At 66.2% G+C, this 14,775-nt stretch carries 14 protein-coding genes and 1 pseudogene; 9 read left to right on the top strand and 6 right to left on the bottom strand.

All coding sequences use genetic code 11. The features are described from left to right. Window positions 1-65: 65 nt before the first annotated feature. On the bottom strand, window positions 66-434 hold the full coding sequence (gene queD / locus IP86_RS05080; protein ID WP_054161430.1) for a 6-carboxytetrahydropterin synthase QueD: 369 nt from the start codon (window positions 432-434) through the stop codon (window positions 66-68). A gap of 343 nt (window positions 435-777) precedes the next feature. Between queD and IP86_RS05075 the strand changes: the two genes are divergently transcribed. Beyond that, window positions 778-1,983 carry a GGDEF domain-containing protein gene (locus IP86_RS05075; RefSeq protein WP_054161429.1) on the top strand — a complete coding sequence of 402 codons (1,206 nt, stop codon included), beginning with the start codon at window positions 778-780 and terminating at the stop codon, window positions 1,981-1,983. 28 nt (window positions 1,984-2,011) lie between these two features. Next, window positions 2,012-2,641 (top strand): peptidoglycan recognition protein family protein, encoded by a 630-nt coding sequence (locus IP86_RS05070; RefSeq protein ID WP_054161428.1) that lies wholly within the window; start codon window positions 2,012-2,014, stop codon window positions 2,639-2,641. A gap of 184 nt (window positions 2,642-2,825) precedes the next feature. Here the strand turns inward: IP86_RS05070 and IP86_RS05065 are convergent, their stop codons facing one another. Continuing rightward, entirely contained in the window at window positions 2,826-3,524 is a 699-nt protein-coding gene (locus IP86_RS05065) for a sulfite exporter TauE/SafE family protein (protein WP_054161427.1), read from the bottom strand. A 105-nt stretch (window positions 3,525-3,629) separates the two neighbouring features. Between IP86_RS05065 and IP86_RS05060 the strand changes: the two genes are divergently transcribed. The 3 genes and pseudogenes from IP86_RS05060 to IP86_RS05050 all read left to right on the top strand — a co-directional run bounded on the left by IP86_RS05060 (window position 3,630) and on the right by IP86_RS05050 (window position 6,546). Next, window positions 3,630-4,838: an ABC transporter substrate-binding protein gene (locus tag IP86_RS05060; RefSeq protein ID WP_054161426.1), complete on the top strand. Its 1,209-nt coding sequence runs from the start codon at window positions 3,630-3,632 to the stop codon at window positions 4,836-4,838. Window positions 4,839-5,010: 172 nt separating this feature from the next. Further along, a complete protein-coding gene (locus IP86_RS05055; protein WP_054161425.1) occupies window positions 5,011-6,024 on the top strand; it encodes an aldo/keto reductase in 1,014 nt (337 codons plus the stop codon). 124 nt (window positions 6,025-6,148) lie between these two features. Beyond that, window positions 6,149-6,546: pseudogene (locus IP86_RS05050) on the top strand (translational machinery protein). A gap of 84 nt (window positions 6,547-6,630) precedes the next feature. Here the strand turns inward: IP86_RS05050 and IP86_RS05045 are convergent. Beyond that, the gene (locus IP86_RS05045) at window positions 6,631-7,509 is read right to left on the bottom strand and encodes a flagellar hook basal-body protein (protein WP_245290538.1); all 879 of its coding nucleotides are present in this window, start codon (window positions 7,507-7,509) and stop codon (window positions 6,631-6,633) included. Window positions 7,510-8,137: 628 nt separating this feature from the next. Here IP86_RS05045 and IP86_RS05040 point away from each other — a divergent pair. Continuing rightward, on the top strand, window positions 8,138-9,355 hold the full coding sequence (locus tag IP86_RS05040; RefSeq protein ID WP_054161424.1) for an ABC transporter substrate-binding protein: 1,218 nt from the start codon (window positions 8,138-8,140) through the stop codon (window positions 9,353-9,355). 266 nt (window positions 9,356-9,621) lie between these two features. Here IP86_RS05040 and IP86_RS05035 read toward each other — a convergent pair whose 3' ends face one another. From IP86_RS05035 to IP86_RS05025, 3 genes are read right to left on the bottom strand one after another with little or no spacing between them, the layout of a single operon-like run. After that, a complete protein-coding gene (locus IP86_RS05035; RefSeq protein WP_054161423.1) occupies window positions 9,622-10,302 on the bottom strand; it encodes an ABC transporter ATP-binding protein in 681 nt (226 codons plus the stop codon). Continuing rightward, complete coding sequence (locus IP86_RS05030) at window positions 10,295-11,521, bottom strand: ABC transporter permease (RefSeq protein WP_054161422.1); 1,227 nt, start codon at window positions 11,519-11,521, stop codon at window positions 10,295-10,297. The genes IP86_RS05035 and IP86_RS05030 overlap by 8 nt, the downstream gene beginning before the upstream one ends. After that, window positions 11,518-12,792, bottom strand: coding sequence for an efflux RND transporter periplasmic adaptor subunit (locus IP86_RS05025; protein WP_054161421.1), 1,275 nt, complete (start codon window positions 12,790-12,792; stop codon window positions 11,518-11,520). Before IP86_RS05025 ends, IP86_RS05030 begins: the two co-directional genes overlap by 4 nt. Window positions 12,793-12,941: 149 nt before the next feature. On the opposite strand from IP86_RS05025, the gene IP86_RS05020 reads away from it, so the two are divergent. The 3 genes from IP86_RS05020 to IP86_RS05010 all read left to right on the top strand — a co-directional run bounded on the left by IP86_RS05020 (window position 12,942) and on the right by IP86_RS05010 (window position 14,548). Next, on the top strand, window positions 12,942-13,964 hold the full coding sequence (locus IP86_RS05020; protein ID WP_054161484.1) for an alpha/beta fold hydrolase: 1,023 nt from the start codon (window positions 12,942-12,944) through the stop codon (window positions 13,962-13,964). A gap of 70 nt (window positions 13,965-14,034) precedes the next feature. Continuing rightward, complete coding sequence (locus IP86_RS05015; RefSeq protein WP_054161420.1) at window positions 14,035-14,283, top strand: hypothetical protein; 249 nt, start codon at window positions 14,035-14,037, stop codon at window positions 14,281-14,283. A 34-nt stretch (window positions 14,284-14,317) separates the two neighbouring features. Then, on the top strand, window positions 14,318-14,548 hold the full coding sequence (locus tag IP86_RS05010; RefSeq protein WP_054161419.1) for a DUF3222 family protein: 231 nt from the start codon (window positions 14,318-14,320) through the stop codon (window positions 14,546-14,548). The last annotated feature ends 227 nt before the right edge of the window (window positions 14,549-14,775 follow it).

Below are 14,775 nucleotides of genomic sequence, written 5' to 3'. Positions count from 1 at the left end.
AGGGCATCGTGCAATGCGGACCGCGCGCCGAGATGGCGGCGGTCCTCCGCGCGATCAGCAGTTGCTCAGACGCCGCGATCCTCGCCGCCATAGTCGGCCCAACAGTCCTGCGTCTCATAGACCCGGACGTTCGACAGCGCCGCCAGCGTCGGCTTGGTGCGGTCCCAGATCCAGATCGCGATGTTCTCGGCGGTCGGATTCTCCAGCCCTTCGACGTCGTTTAGGCAGTAATGGTCGAGCCGCGCCAGCAGCGGACCGAACGCCGCCTCGATCTCGAAAAAATCGAGCACGAAGCCGGTCTTCGGGTTCACCGGTCCCGAGAGCTGCAATTCCACCCGATAGGAATGTCCGTGCATCCGCTTGCAGCGATGCGTCTCGGGGACATGGGGCAAATGATGGGCGGCTTCGAACCTGAATGCTTGCGTGATCTTCATCGATGTCGGGGGTTGGGGCGCCGGGCGCCGGTCGGTTGCGGCGGACCCTATCCGAGCGCCGTCGGCATTTGAAGCCGGCGGCCGGATAAATTGCCGGCCCGGCCGCCCTGGTCATCCGTCGGCCCCCCTCGTCCGACCCTGGCCCGGACCCAGCCACCCCGCCGGAGGCCGTCACCAAGAGACGCTCGGGGATTCATATATTCACAACCACCCCGTAGTTTTTCGAATCGCCCTCAGACTCCGTTAAGTGCTCCCCGTGCAACTTGTCCGCAACTTCGGGAGTTGCAATGAATCGCCCAGGATTCAGGATCAGGGACTTGGCGCGCTGTGCCTTGACCGGGCGATGTTGAGCGTTCCGACCCTCTGGGTTGTGTTTCTCATCAATTTCTTCGCTCTGGGTCTGGTCTGGACCCATGTGATGCGGAGCTATCCGAGCTTCACGCCGGCGCGCTACTGGACCGCCGGCTGTTTCGTGCTGTCCGCAGGCGCCGCAATCGGGATGCTGCGCGGCGTGATCGACAACACCGCCCCGCTGGTCTTCGGCGGTGGCGCGATCGTGCTGGCGTCCAGCCTGACCGGCATGGGCATCTTTCAGTTCTACGGCCGACGCCTGAGCTGGTGGCTGGCCGTCGGCCTGACGCTCTGGTGCATGACCGGCCTCGCCTTCTTCCTGGTCGTGGTCGACTCGATGGCGGCGCGGATCGTCATCTACTCCGTCACCCAAGGAATCCCGATCCTGATGGCGCTGCCGGTGCTGCTGGAGCGCAAAGCCCGCCGCAACCCGGGCGCGCGGATGGCCGCGACCGTCGCAGCCCTGATGATCGCGGTTTATGCCGTACGCTCCTGCGCGGCGATGATGGGCGTCGGCGGCGAATTGTCGGTGGTGCACTTCAACGACTTCCAGGCCGCCATGGTGCTGATGCTGGTGTTCCTGTCGATGGCGCTCAATTTCGGGTTGCTGCTGATGGCGATCGACCGGCTGCGCTCGGAGGTCGAAACCCTCGCGCTGGTCGATGACCTGACCGGCATCGCCAACCGGCGCCGGCTGCTGCAGCAGATGCAGGAACAGTGCGAAGCGTCGATGCGCAGCGGCGAGCCGTTCAGCGTGCTGGCGATCGATCTCGACGGCTTCAAGGCGATCAACGACAGTTTCGGCCATGCGGCCGGCGACGAGTGTTTGCGGCGGTTCGCGCGCGCCGCGCAGTCGCGGCTGCGCGGGTGCGACCTGCTGGCGCGCACCGGCGGCGACGAGTTCTGCGTGCTGATGCCAGCCACCACGTTGCGCGAGGGCGCGATGTTCGCCCGCTTCATTATCGAGGAAAGCCGCACGCTGTCCGAGCGGGACTGCGACAGCGGCATCACCGTCGCGGCCTCGATCGGCGTGGCGCAGTGGACGTTCCAGGTCGGCCTGCACCCCGAGCGGCTGATCGCGGCGGCCGACGCCGCGCTGTACAACGCCAAGAAACTCGGCAAGGATCGCTACGCGCTCCACGAGCCGGCGCCGGAGACGACGCCGTCGCTGGTGCCGCCGCTGCGCAGGATCGCCTGAGTCCGACAGTTTCGTGAGGCTGCCGCCGATGCTCGCCCGGCTGTTCGCATGGACGTTGCTGGCCGCACTGGCCTCGCCGCTCGCCGCCCAGGCCGAACCGCTGTCATCCGAACCGATCGCGCTCGCCCGCAGCGCCGGCACGCCCGACATCCCAGGCCTGCGGATCGTCTGGCTCGCGCCGTGGGGCGATCATCGCAAGGCGCCCTGGCGCAACATTCTGGTGCACCAGACCGAAGGCCCGGCCGGCTCGGCCCGCAACGGCGCACGCGAGCAGGCGAAGAACCCGACGCGCCGCGGCGTCACCATCTGGGTCGAAACCGACGGCACGGTGTACTGGGCGGTGCCCGAGACCGTCGTCACCACGCACGGCGATGGCGCCAACCGCAACGACAACAAGTACATCGACAACAAGCCGACCTATCGCCAGGTAACCCGCGCCAATTCGATCGGCATCGAGTTCGCCGGCAACTACCCGGATGTCGCGGCGCCGCCGACGCAAGCCCAGATCGACGCATGGCGTGTGTTGGTGCGCGTGCTGCAGGCCCGCTACGACATTCCGGCGGAGCGGATCTACGCGCACAACTGGATCGACTATAAGGATTCGCGCTACTGCGAAGGCTGCGAGCTGGCCAAGCTGGCGCGCGCCCCGTCGTTCTGAGTGGATGGCCGGAAGCGGAGCTAGCGAAGTCAGCAGCTTCTTGCGTCATTGCGAGCGGAGCGAAGCAATCCAGCCCAGCGCTCGGAGCTGGATTGCTTCGTCGCTTCGCTCCTCGCAATGACGACGTCCAAAGCCTCGGATGACGGATCGAATTTCTAACTAGTTTCGGGGGTGCCCCCGCGGCTCAGCCCAGCAGCGTCGCCTGGATGGTGTGCAGCCCGATCACGATGGTCAGCACGCCAACCGCGATCTGCAGCCCGCGATTCACCACGGTGAGGCCGCGCGCCGAGATCACCAGCGGCACGGCGATGGCAGCCGACAGCGCGCCCATGCCGACCATCGAGCCGAGGCCGAACAGCGCCACGTAGAGCAGCCCCTGCGTCGGCGTCGGGGCCTGCGACACGGCCAGCACCAGCAGCGCCGCGGAGCCGGCCATGCCGTGCATCAGGCCGACGATCAGCGTGCGCCAGCGGAAGCCGTGCTCATGGCGATGGGCGGCCGGTGCATCGTGCCGCGCCACCTGGCCGGCATGGCTGTGCAGATGGACGTGGCGGGTCCCGTCGCCGTGCTGGTGCACATGGACATGGACGCGATCCCGCCACAGCCGCCACAGCAGATGCGCGCCGAGCCCGACCAGCATGATCCCGACCGCTCCCTCCAGCGGCTCGGCGATGTGATCGGGAATGGCGTGGCCGAGCACGATCGCGGCGCCGGCGAACAGGAACAGCGTCAGCGTGTGGCCCAGCCCCCAGGTCAGTCCATGCTTGACGATATCGCGGATGCCGCTGCGGCGCGCCGCGATCGTCGACACCGCGGCGATATGATCGACCTCGAGCGCATGCTGCATCCCGAGCAGAAACCCCAACCCCAGAATTGCGAACATCGGCCCCTGATCGTCTGCGTTGCGCCGGCAAATTGCCGCGGCACCGGAATGGTGTAAGTTCGCGATCACAACACGGCCGCAGAGCCGGAACAAGGGAGAAACCACATGTTCGCCAGACCATTGGCGGCGGCGATGATGACGGCTGCGCTGCTGTCGCCATCCGTCGCCGCGGCGCAAGTTTCCGACGACATCGTCAAGATCGGGGTGCTGACCGACATGAACGGTCCGGCCTCGACGCCGACGGGCCAGGGCTCGGTCACCGCCGCGCAAATGGCCGTCGAGGATTTCGGCGGCAGCGTGCTCGGCAAGCCGGTCAGCGTGGTCGCCGGCGACCACCAGCTCAAACCGGACATCGGCGCTTCGCTGGCGCGGCGCTGGTACGACGTCGAGCAGGTCGACCTGATCGTCGACGTGCCGGTCTCCGCCGTCGGCCTCGCCGTGCAGAACATCGCCAACGAAAAGAAGCGGATGTTCATCACCCAGTCGACCGGCGCGGCCGACTTCCACGGCAAATTCTGCTCGCCCTACGCGATGCAGTGGGTGTTCGACACGCGCGCACTCGCGGTCGGCACCGCGCAGGAGGTGGTGAAGCGCGGCGGCGACAGCTGGTTCTTCATCACCGACGACTACGCGTTCGGCAAGTCGCTTGAGAAAGATGCGGCCTCGGTCGTCACCAAGACCGGCGGCAAGGTGCTTGGCTCGGTGAGTCCACCGTTCGCGACGCCGGATTTGTCCTCCTTCGTGCTGCAGGCGCAGGCCTCCAAGGCTAAGATCATCGGCATCGCCGGCGGCCCACCGAACAACATCAACGAGATCAAGACCGGGGCCGAATTCGGCGTGTTCAAGGGCGGCCAGCAGATGGCGGCGTTGCTGGCGCTGATCACCGACATCCACTCGCTCGGCCTGCCCGCCGCGCAGGGCCTGTTGCTGACCACCTCGTTCTATTGGGACATGGACGACAAGACCCGCGAATGGTCGAAGCGCTATTTCGCCAAGATGAACCGGATGCCGACGATGTGGCAGGCCGGCGTGTATTCGGCGGTGACGCATTATCTGCAGGGCATCAAGGACGCCGGCACCGACGACCCGCTCAAGGTCGCCGCCAAGATGCGCGAGAAGCCGATCGAGGACTTCTTCGCCCGCAACGGCAAGCTGCGCGAGGACGGGCTGATGGTGCACGACCTGATGCTGGTGCAGGTCAAGAGCCCGGAGGAGTCGAAGTATCCCTGGGACTACTACAAGATCCTGACCAAGATCTCCGGCGACGACGCCTTCGGCCCGCCGGATCCGGCCTGCCCGCTGGTGAAGAAGTAGCGGCGGCTCGACTTCGAGAGCATCGATCAAGATCGATGCCTCTCCCCGTCATTGCGAGCGAAGTGAAGCAATCCAGCCAAGTGCTCGACGCTGGATTGCTTCGTCGCTTCGTTCCTTGCAATGACGGGTGTATGTATTCGGTCATTGCACTTTCGCGCGAAGGACTTCTTCCATGGAATACCGCCCGCTCGGCCGCAGTGGCCTGAAGGTGTCGCCGCTTTGCCTCGGTACCATGATGTTCGGGGGCGCCACCGACGAGCCGACCTCGGCCCGCATCATCGACAAGGCGCGCGAGGCCGGGATCAATTTCATCGATACGGCCGACATGTATTCGACAGGCGTGTCCGAGCAGGTGGTCGGACGCGCGATCGCCGCGCAGCGCGATCATTGGGTGCTGGCGACCAAGCTCGCCAACCAGTTCGGCGATGGCCCGAATAGCGGCGGCTTGTCGCGGCGCTGGGTGATGCAGGCCGCGGATGCCAGCCTGAAGCGGCTCGGCACCGACTGGATCGACATCTATTATCTGCACAAGGAAGACCACACCACGCCGCTGGACGAGACCGTACGGGCGATCGGCGACCTGATGCGCGCCGGCAAGATCCGCTACTTCGGCGTCTCGAATTATCGCGCCTGGCGCGTCGCCGAGATCTGCAACATCTGCGACCGGCTCGGCATCGACCGGCCGATCGTCAGCCAGCCTTATTACAACGCCATGAACCGCATGCCCGAGGTCGAGCACATTCCCGCCTGCGGGTTCTACGGCCTCGGAATCGTCCCCTACTCGCCGCTGGCGCGCGGCGTGCTCACCGGCAAATATCCGCCCGACGCCGCGCCCGACAAGGACAGCCGCGCCGGCCGTGCCGACAAGCGAATGCTGCAGACCGAATGGCGACCGGAATCGCTGCAACTGGCGCAGCAAATCCGCGCGCACGCCGAATCCAGGGGGATCACCGCCGGACAGTTCGCGGTGGCCTGGGTCTTGAACAACGCGCTGGTCACCTCGGTGATCGCCGGGCCGCGCACAGAGGCGCAGTGGGACGATTATGTCCGGGCGCTCAACGTGACGTTCACGGCCGAGGACGAGGCGCTGATCGACAGTCTCGTCGTCACCGGCCATCCCTCGACGCCCGGCTACAACGACCCGGCCTATCCGATCGAGGGCCGGCCGATCCGGCATCGCGGCTGAGCCGGCGACTCCCAGCCGGAGGAAATTGCGGCCGATCAAGCCGCGGTCCCGCGGTGGGAGCTAGGCTCACCGAACCGCGCGATCGCCATGCCTGCGTGCCGCGCCGCCAGCCGGAGCCCTGCCCATGACCAGCCCGCATTTCCATGCCGTCATCTGGATCGACCACCGCGAGGCGCGGGTGTTTCACTTCAATCCGCACGAGGCCGACAAGCTGGTGCTGCACGCCGACAACCCGAACCGCCATATCCACCATCACCGAGAGGTCGGCTCGGGGCACGAGCCGGAGGATCAGCACTTCCTCCGCCAGCGATGGATGCGATCGCCGATGCCGGCGTCGTGTTGGTCGTCGGCCCGGGCCAGACCAAGCACGTGCTGGCGAAATATATCGCCGAGCACGATCCTGCCCTGGCGGCAAAGATCGCTGCGGTCGAAACCGCCGATCATCCGACCGACGGCCAGATCGTCGCCCACGCCCGCAAGTACTTCAAGGCCGAGGACCGGACGACGCCGCAGACGCGGTGAGCGTGACGACCGTCCCGCGCCTCCACGGCCGACCGGACCACCGACGTCGCCAGGCTTGGAACTGCGGTCAGCGCTGTGCCATCGTCACAGCGTGAGACCGGTGATCGTCAGCATCATCTCGTTCGCCGCCGTCACGACTCTGGTGCCGGCCGAATAGGCCTGCTGCGCCTGGATCATCGTGGTCATCTGGTCCGCGACGTCGACATTCGACGCCTCCAGCGAGTTTCCGACGACTTTGCTGGCGTTGCTGTATTGCGGCGGACCGGACTTGGCCGTCGCGGCGAACGTCCCGCCACTCAGCTGCGTCATGAAGCCCTGCCCCGGGAAAGTGGCGACCGGGAGCGACGCGACGTCGACCGTTTGCCCCTTGGAATAGGTACCTTGCAGCCTGCCTGCCGAACTGACCGACAGGCTCTGCAAGACGCCGAGGTTCGGCACCTCGGTGCTGGTGTCGAAATGGAGCGGCTGCAACGTGCCGCTGGTCGCCTGGGTGACGGGGTCGATTTGCGCCCCCATCAGATAGTCACCGGAACCGTTGACCAGATAGCCGTTCTTCAGCAGGAAATCACCTCGCCGCGTAAAGGTGCTGACGCTGCTGGCGAATGTCGGCTGGCCCGCCGAACTAACACCCGTCGGCGCCGCCACCGTAAAATATCCCTCCCCGCCGATCGCCATATAGGTATTGACCGGATCGCGCCCGATCGATCCTTGCCGGCCGTTGGTCAAAACCGAACGCCACTGGACCGTCTCCGACACCTGCGGCGGAGTCACAAGATCGGCGAACGCGGTGTCTGTCTGCTTGAACGCAGGCGTCTGAGCATTGGCGACATTGCCCGAGATATTCTCCAAGGCGGCCGACTGGGCCTGCAAACCGGACGTCGCCGTCCACAGTGCATCAAGTGATCCCATGAGGGGCCCTCCGATCGATGTCCGCGCGTCGTTGCCGCGCATCACCAAGAACATTGCAAGGCGCGCGCCAGATCCGGAACCTAACTAAATCAACGACATCGCCGATCGACGCCCTTTGCTGCCGGGCACTCATTTGGTCCGAGCCGGAAAATCTTGCCGCAGCGGTGCTTACTAATCACATTATTATAACTAACAGCACCAACCTCTCATCATCACGAACCGACCACGTCGAACTACCAGGACGGCCCGAATTCATCATCAGATGATTAGCCCCCTCACGCCAACGGAACCGCCCCAGTCGGCACACCGTTCTCGGCAGAGTCGATACCGCGCGCATCAAAACACCGGATCATCGCAAAATCGGAACTGAGCCGGCATGTGCTCGCATCAGACTCGTGCCGCCGAGGCATCCCGGACATTCAGACCGGACCGCAATGCACGAGATCGCCCTGCGATCTGGGCGGCACGCGCCGCGCCACGCAAATTCCACACGAAGCAATTCATCAGTTGAACCGCGGCGATCGGCTGCGGTGCAGCGCCCCGTGCGGCGGAAATTGGCGCCGCGCTGCAGTGACTGCGCTGACCTGTCCACATCATCGGCATTGCGCCATGGTCCCGCACGCGCTTAGTATCGCGCCGCGACGATCCGAAAGATCGCGCCAAGAAAACGGGATGGAAACAGATGAGACTTTTCGGACTTGCCGCCGTGCTGGCGGCGACGTCGCTGCTCGCGCCGGGCGTTGCGCTGGCGCAGAAATCCTACGGTCCGGGCGCCAGCGACACCGAGATCAAGATCGGGAATTTCGTGCCCTACAGCGGCCCGGCATCGGCCTACGGCATCGTCGGCCAGGTCGAGATCGCCTACGCCAAGATGCTCAACGACAAGGGCGGCATCAACGGCCGCAAGATCAACTTCCTGTCGTATGACGATGCGTATTCACCGGCAAAGGCGGTGGAACAGGCCCGCAAGCTGGTCGAAGGCGACGAGGTGCTGTTCCTGTACCAGACGCTCGGCACGCCGTCGAACACCGCCGTGATGAAGTACCTGAACCAGAAGAAGGTGCCGCAACTGATGGTGTCGAGCGGCGGCACGCGGTTCGGCGACGATCCCAAGACCTATCCGTGGACGATGCCGTTCAATCCGCCGTACCAGGCCGAAGGCCGGATCTATGCGAAGTGGATCCTGGCGACCCACCCGAACGCCAAGATCGCCGTCCTGGTGGCCAACGACGATTACGGCAAGGACATCTACAAGGGCGTCAAGGACGGTCTCGGCGACAAGACGTCGATGATCATTTCGGAAGCGAGCTACGACATCACCGACCCGACCATCGACTCGCAGATGGCCAAGCTGAAGGCCTCCGGCGCCGACATGTTCCTCAACCTGTCGACTCCGAAGTTCGCGGCGCTAGCGATCCGCAAGATGGGCGAGCTCGGCTGGAAACCGATTCACGTGCTGAACAACGTGTCGGCCTCGGTCGGCGCGGTGATCAAGCCGGCCGGTATGGAATTCGCCCAGGACGCGATCACCGCCAGCTACGTCAAGGATCCGACCGACCCGACCTGGACGAACGATCCGGGCCTGAAGGAATGGAACGCCTTCCTGGACAAATACATGCCGGGCTCCGATCGCTCGAACGGCCTGCTACTGTACGGCTACGGTGCCGCGCAGACGCTGGAGCACATCCTGACACAGGCCGGCGACAACCTGACGCGCGAGAACATCATGAAGGTCGCGACCAGCCTGAAAGGCTACGCGCCGTCCGCATTGCTGCCGGGGATCACCATGAACACCTCCCCGACCGATCATTTCCCGATCGAGCAGATGCAACTGATGCGCTTCAAAGGCGACCGCTGGGAGATGTTCGGCGACGTCATCGAAGCGAAGCTGACGAACTAACACCAACGCCATAAGTAACGACGAATGCGCGGGCCTAGTCCCGCGCATCATTCTATAAGAGATTGGCTTATAAGAGATTGGGGCTGCCCCACCATCACCTGTCATCCCCCGCGCATGCGGGGGATCCAGTATTCCAGAGCGTCTCCGGGAACGCCCTGCGGACCAAACAGGCGCTCTGCGATACTGGATCGCCGGGCCGAGCCGGGCGATGACGATGAAGCGCGAGGTCGGCGCGGTGCCTCCCCGGCGGCAGCGCCTCCTTCGCCCTACCCCGCAATCCTTCCATCCACGACCCGCACGATACGATCGCACTTTGCCGCAAGATCGTCGTTGTGCGTCACCAGCAGAAACGTGGTGCCGCGCTCGCGGTTGATCTCGCGCATCAGGTCGAACACGTCCTCTGCGGATTTGGTGTCGAGATTGCCGGTCGGCTCGTCCGCGAGTACCAGGTCCGGGTTCATCGCCAGCGCGCGGGCGACGGCGACGCGCTGCTGCTGACCGCCGGACATATTGGTGGCGCTGTTGTTACGCCATCTGGCGAGGCCGACGCGGTCGAGCAGTTCGTCGGCGCGGCGCTGGATCGCAGCATCGGGGCGCCCGCGATCGACCAGCATCGGCATCATTACGTTCTCCCGGGCCGTAAACGCCGCGATCAGATAGTGATACTGAAATACGAAGCCGATGGCGTGGCCGCGTAGATGCGTCAGCGCCGCATCGCCGAGCCTGCCGGTGTCCTGGCCGCTGATCAGCAGCCGCCCGCCGGTCGGCCGGTCGAGCAGGCCGATGATGTTGAGCAGCGTCGATTTGCCGGAGCCGGACGGCCCCATCAGCGCCAGGAAATCGCCGGCGTTCATCGCGAGGTCGATGCCGTGCAGCACCTCGGTCTCGACCGGCGTGCCGACATTGTAGGACTTGCGGATCTGGTCGAGGCGCAGAACTTCAGCCACGGATCGCCACCACCGGATCGAGCCGCGCCGCGCGCAGCGCCGGCGCGATCGCCGCCGCAACGCCGGTGGCCGTGGCGAGCACCGAGGCCCAGACGAACAGATCGCTCTCGATGATCAGCGGAAACAATTCGCTGCCGTCGACCTGCCGGGCGGTGCGGTGCCACACGATCAGCGCCAGCGCGCCGAGCCCGGAGCCGATCAGCGAGCCGACGAAGGCGAGCAGCCCGCCCTGGATCAGAAACACCCGCAGGATCTGCTCGCGCCGCGTCCCCATCGCCCGCAGGATGCCGATGTCCTTGGAGCGCTGGATCACCGAAACGATCAGCACCGCGGCGATGCCGAACGCCACGGACAGGCCGACAAACAGCCGGATCAGCGTGTTGGAATTCTTCTGCGCCTGCACCGCGGTGAAGAACTGCGCGTTGGTCTTGATCCAGCTGTCGGCCTTGACGGGCAGCATCGCCTGGATCTCCGCGGCGATGTCCTCGGCCGCGTAGATATCGGTGACGGTGAGATCGATCGAGGTGACGCCGCCGATCAGGCCGAGCATGCTCTGGGCGTTGCGCAGCGTGACAAAAGTGGTGCGCTGGTTGGCGGCCTTGTTGCCGAAATCGAAGATGCCGTTGATGGTGAGCACGCGGGTGCCGGCGAGCGGCGTCGAGACGATGATCTTGTCGCCGAGCGAGGCGCCGAGATCGCGCGCCAGTTCGATGCCGACCAGAATGCCCTCGGTGGTGATCTGCGGCGTGCCGGCGACGATGTAGTCCGGCACCTTGACGATGTTGAAATAGATCTCAGGCTCGATGCCGGTCAGCGTGATGGCGCGGTTGGTGTCGCCGCGCAGCGCCAGCGCCGAGCCGGCCGCGGTGGCGGCGGCGTTGGTGACCTCGGGCCGCGCCTGCATCTCGGCGCGGATCTTCGGCCATTGGTTGATCGAGATCACCCGCTGGGTGGGGCGCTGCACGGTGGCCGATTCGAACGTGCCCGGCGCATCGCGCAGCGGCCGCGCCACCTGGTCGGGCGGGATCAGCTGAATCTGCGGCTGCGAGGTCAGCACGCGCTTGATGAAATTGGCCTGCAGCCCGGCCAGCATCGCCGACATGAAGACGATGACGCCGACCCCGATGGCGATGCCGCCGACGATCACCAGCGTCTGCAGCGCGCCGTCGAGCAGGAAGCGCACTGCGGCGATCCACTCGAACGGCAGCAGCCGGTTCATGGCACGACCGCCCGGATGCGCTGCCCGGCTTTGACACCGGAGGTCAGCGGGACGACGCGATCGCCCGGCGCGAGACCGTCCAGCACCTCGTAGAAGCCGACGCCGCGCAGGCCGAGCCTGATCTTCCTCACCACGGCGCGGCCGCTCGCCGCCACCAGCACATAGGGCGCGGTGGCGACATCATGCACCGCGCGCGCCGGCACGATGACGACGTCGTCGCGCCGCGCGGTGGCGATATCGACCGACACCGTCATGTCCTGCCGCAGATAGTCCGGCGCCGGATCGACCTTGAGCTTGACCTCGACCGAGGCGCGGTTGATGTCGACCGACGGATTGATGTAGCTCAGCGTCGCTTTGAAGCGCTGGTCCGGATAGGCGTCGGCCGAAGCCACGGCGTGCTGGCCGAGCGCCAGCTGGCCGAGATTCTTCTCGTCGATCTGCACCACGATCTGAGTCTCGCCGGTCGGCGCCAGCACCAGCAGCGCCTTGCCGGGCTGCACCACGCTGCCGCGTTCGACCGCGCGGGTGATCAGCACGCCGTCGCGCGGCGCGGTGATCAGCGCGTAGCCGAGCCGCGCCTTTGCTGTGCCGAGATTGGCGCGCGCCTGGCTGAGCTGCGTTTCGGCCATGACGTAGTCGCTGCCGCCAGGGCTCGAGGTGTAGAGCTGCAGCTCGGCGGTGCGAACCTGGGTGCGGGCGACGTCGAGATTCTTGGTCGCCTCGTCGAGCGTAGCACGGGTGCCGAAGCCTTTATCGGCCAGCTTCGAGGCGCGCTCATAGGCGGCTTCGGCGTTCAGCAGATTGGCCTGCGCCTGCTTCAGCGACTGATCGGCGGCCGGGCCGGTCAGCTCCTTGAGCTGGCGCATCCGCGCCTCGGCCTGCGCCACCGCGCCCTCGCTCTGCACCAATGCGGCGCGCAGTTCGCTGTCCTCGATCGCGATCAGCTCCTGGCCCTGCCGCACCTGCTGGCCCTCGACGACGAGGACGTCCTTGACGGTGCCGGTGATCTGGCTGCCGATCTCGACGCGATACGGCGTCTCGATATGCCCCGACGCGACGACGCTCTGCACCAGATCGCCGCGCTGCACTTCGGCCACCACGACCTCCGGGCCGAGCAGCAGCCGAGTCAGTCCGAGTGCGGCGGCAAGCAGCACCAGGCCGATCCCCAGCGCCGGCCATTTATGCCGCCACAGCGCGCCCGCCCATGCGGCCGGGCCGAAGGTCCGTGCCCGACCGGCTGCTCCGCCCGCCTGGTCCGCATCGACGTGCATGATGATCCACTGACTGCCCCAGCCGACCCGTAGCGTCGGGATCGACCGGCACCATTGCGGGAGATCAATTGCGGGCCGCGGCCTGCATGCTCAAAATACCGGTCTTGCTGCGGACCTTGTCCGCGATGTTCGACGGGCCAGGATTCCGAATGATTGCCGCTGCCCTGCTGGTGCTGATCGTTGCCGCGCTGTTGTTCGGCTCCGGCTGGCTGTCCTGCACGATCGCGCGCCGGCTGGAGGCGAAATTTCCACCGCAAGGCGTGTTCGTCACCGCCAACGGCGTGCGGATGCACGTGCTCGATCTGCCGCCGGCGCACCCGTCGGAGCGGCCGCTGCCGACGGTGCTGCTGGTGCACGGCGCCAATCTGTGCAGCGAGGACATGCGGCTGGCGCTCGGCGCGCGGCTGTCGCGGCAGCTGCGCGTGATCATTCCGGACCGGCCCGGCCAGGGCTACAGCGCACCCGGCATGGGACCGCTGGCCTCGCCGGCCTATCAGGTGACGCTGCTGCGCGAGGTGCTGCGCGAACGCGGCGTCGCCGGGCCGCTGATCGTGGTCGGGCATTCGTTCGGCGGCCTGATCGCGCTGCGCTACGCGCTCGACAATCCCGATACCGTGCAGGGCCTGGTGGTGATCAATCCGACCACCCATCCGCGGCCGCGCGGCATCCGCTGGATCCAGCGCGTGTTCGACGTGCTCATGAAGCCGTCGATCAACTACACGGTGCTGCCGCCGATGTTCATGGCGATGATGGGGCGGGTCGCGACGCGGATCTTCCGGCCGGAGCCGCCGCCGCCGGACTATGCCGATCGCAGCCGGCTCGGGCTGGCGCTGATGGCGAAGCGGTTCTCCGGAAGCCTGCAGGAATATTCCGGATTGCGCGACCAGCTGATCGACCACGTGCCACGCTATCCTGCGGTGCAGGTGCCCACCGTGATCATCGCCGGCAGCGCAGACCCGGTGGTGCCGCCGCAGATCCATGCCGAGGCACTGGCGCGCGCCATGCCGCGCGCGCGCATGATCCGGATCCCCGGCGCCGGCCATATGGCGCACCATGCGCATGCGGACCTCATCGCCGCCGAGATCGAGCGGCTGGCCGGCTGCGCCGGCAGCGGCGCGACGCTGCGCGCGGTGGAACGCCCGGTCCAGGCCGGCAGCCAGCAACCGGCTTGACATCGGCGGGTCCAGCGATGAAACCCGAACGGGTTCGACCGCGTTCCACCCGACAGGCAGGAGATTCCCCATGACCGTCTTCAAGCTGATCTGCGCCGTTGCCGTGGTGTCGCTCGCGGCCAGCGCCCCTGCGGCCGCCAAGCACAAGCATCGGCATCACCGCCATGCCGGCGAGGGCTCGCTGTACCTCCACAATTACGGCCCCCCGGTCTGGCCGGAGCAGCCTTTCGCCTATTACGACGGCCCGACCTCGGCGCTGTGCAAGCAGGGCGCCGCCGCCTATCGCGGCCAGGATGGCCGCCGGCATCCGTGCTATTGATCGTCGCGCCCATCGCTCCCACCGGACCCACGCCATGACCGACCTCGCCCCGCCCGAAGACATCCGCAAGATCGCGACCGCGCTGCTCAAGACGGCGATCGAGATCGTCTCCGAGGAAGACGGCGGCGCGCACAATCAGTGCAAGCTGTGCAACGCCTCGGTGCCGTGGCTGCAGACCGGCGACGAAATCAAGCACGCTCCCGACTGCCCGGTCGTCCTCGCCCAGCGCATCCTGTCGTCGCGGCCGAAACTGCACAGCGTGTAGTCGCGCGGAGCGAGCTCTCCCCGTCATTGCGAGGAGGCGTAGCCGACGAAGCAATCCAGCCCCGTGCTCGGCGCTCCTGGATTGCTTCGCGGAGCCTGTCATCGGGCCGGCCGGGCCGGACCCGTTGGCTCGCAATGACGGAAGCAACAGTCGAGGACCATCCAGCCGTCGATTCCGGATCTTCCGCCGCGCTAACCACCGCCTACCGCGTCCCAGGCCTCGTCTGC

The organism is Rhodopseudomonas sp. AAP120, assembly GCF_001295845.1.
Classification (GTDB): domain Bacteria; phylum Pseudomonadota; class Alphaproteobacteria; order Rhizobiales; family Xanthobacteraceae; genus Rhodopseudomonas.
This window is presented reverse-complemented; position numbering and strand designations above follow the sequence as displayed.

Coding starts and splice junctions, on each gene's coding strand:
- IP86_RS05030 (WP_054161422.1), bottom strand. CDS start 11,521: ATGAACCGGCTGCTGCCGTTCGAGTGGATCGCCGCAGTGCGCTTCCTG.
- IP86_RS05040 (WP_054161424.1), top strand. CDS start 8,138: ATGAGACTTTTCGGACTTGCCGCCGTGCTGGCGGCGACGTCGCTGCTC.
- IP86_RS05010 (WP_054161419.1), top strand. CDS start 14,318: ATGACCGACCTCGCCCCGCCCGAAGACATCCGCAAGATCGCGACCGCG.
- IP86_RS05075 (WP_054161429.1), top strand. CDS start 778: ATGTTGAGCGTTCCGACCCTCTGGGTTGTGTTTCTCATCAATTTCTTC.
- IP86_RS05065 (WP_054161427.1), bottom strand. CDS start 3,524: ATGTTCGCAATTCTGGGGTTGGGGTTTCTGCTCGGGATGCAGCATGCG.
- IP86_RS05020 (WP_054161484.1), top strand. CDS start 12,942: ATGATTGCCGCTGCCCTGCTGGTGCTGATCGTTGCCGCGCTGTTGTTC.
- IP86_RS05015 (WP_054161420.1), top strand. CDS start 14,035: ATGACCGTCTTCAAGCTGATCTGCGCCGTTGCCGTGGTGTCGCTCGCG.
- IP86_RS05060 (WP_054161426.1), top strand. CDS start 3,630: ATGTTCGCCAGACCATTGGCGGCGGCGATGATGACGGCTGCGCTGCTG.
- IP86_RS05025 (WP_054161421.1), bottom strand. CDS start 12,792: ATGCACGTCGATGCGGACCAGGCGGGCGGAGCAGCCGGTCGGGCACGG.
- queD (WP_054161430.1), bottom strand. CDS start 434: ATGAAGATCACGCAAGCATTCAGGTTCGAAGCCGCCCATCATTTGCCC.
- IP86_RS05070 (WP_054161428.1), top strand. CDS start 2,012: ATGCTCGCCCGGCTGTTCGCATGGACGTTGCTGGCCGCACTGGCCTCG.
- IP86_RS05055 (WP_054161425.1), top strand. CDS start 5,011: ATGGAATACCGCCCGCTCGGCCGCAGTGGCCTGAAGGTGTCGCCGCTT.
- IP86_RS05045 (WP_245290538.1), bottom strand. CDS start 7,509: ATGTTCTTGGTGATGCGCGGCAACGACGCGCGGACATCGATCGGAGGG.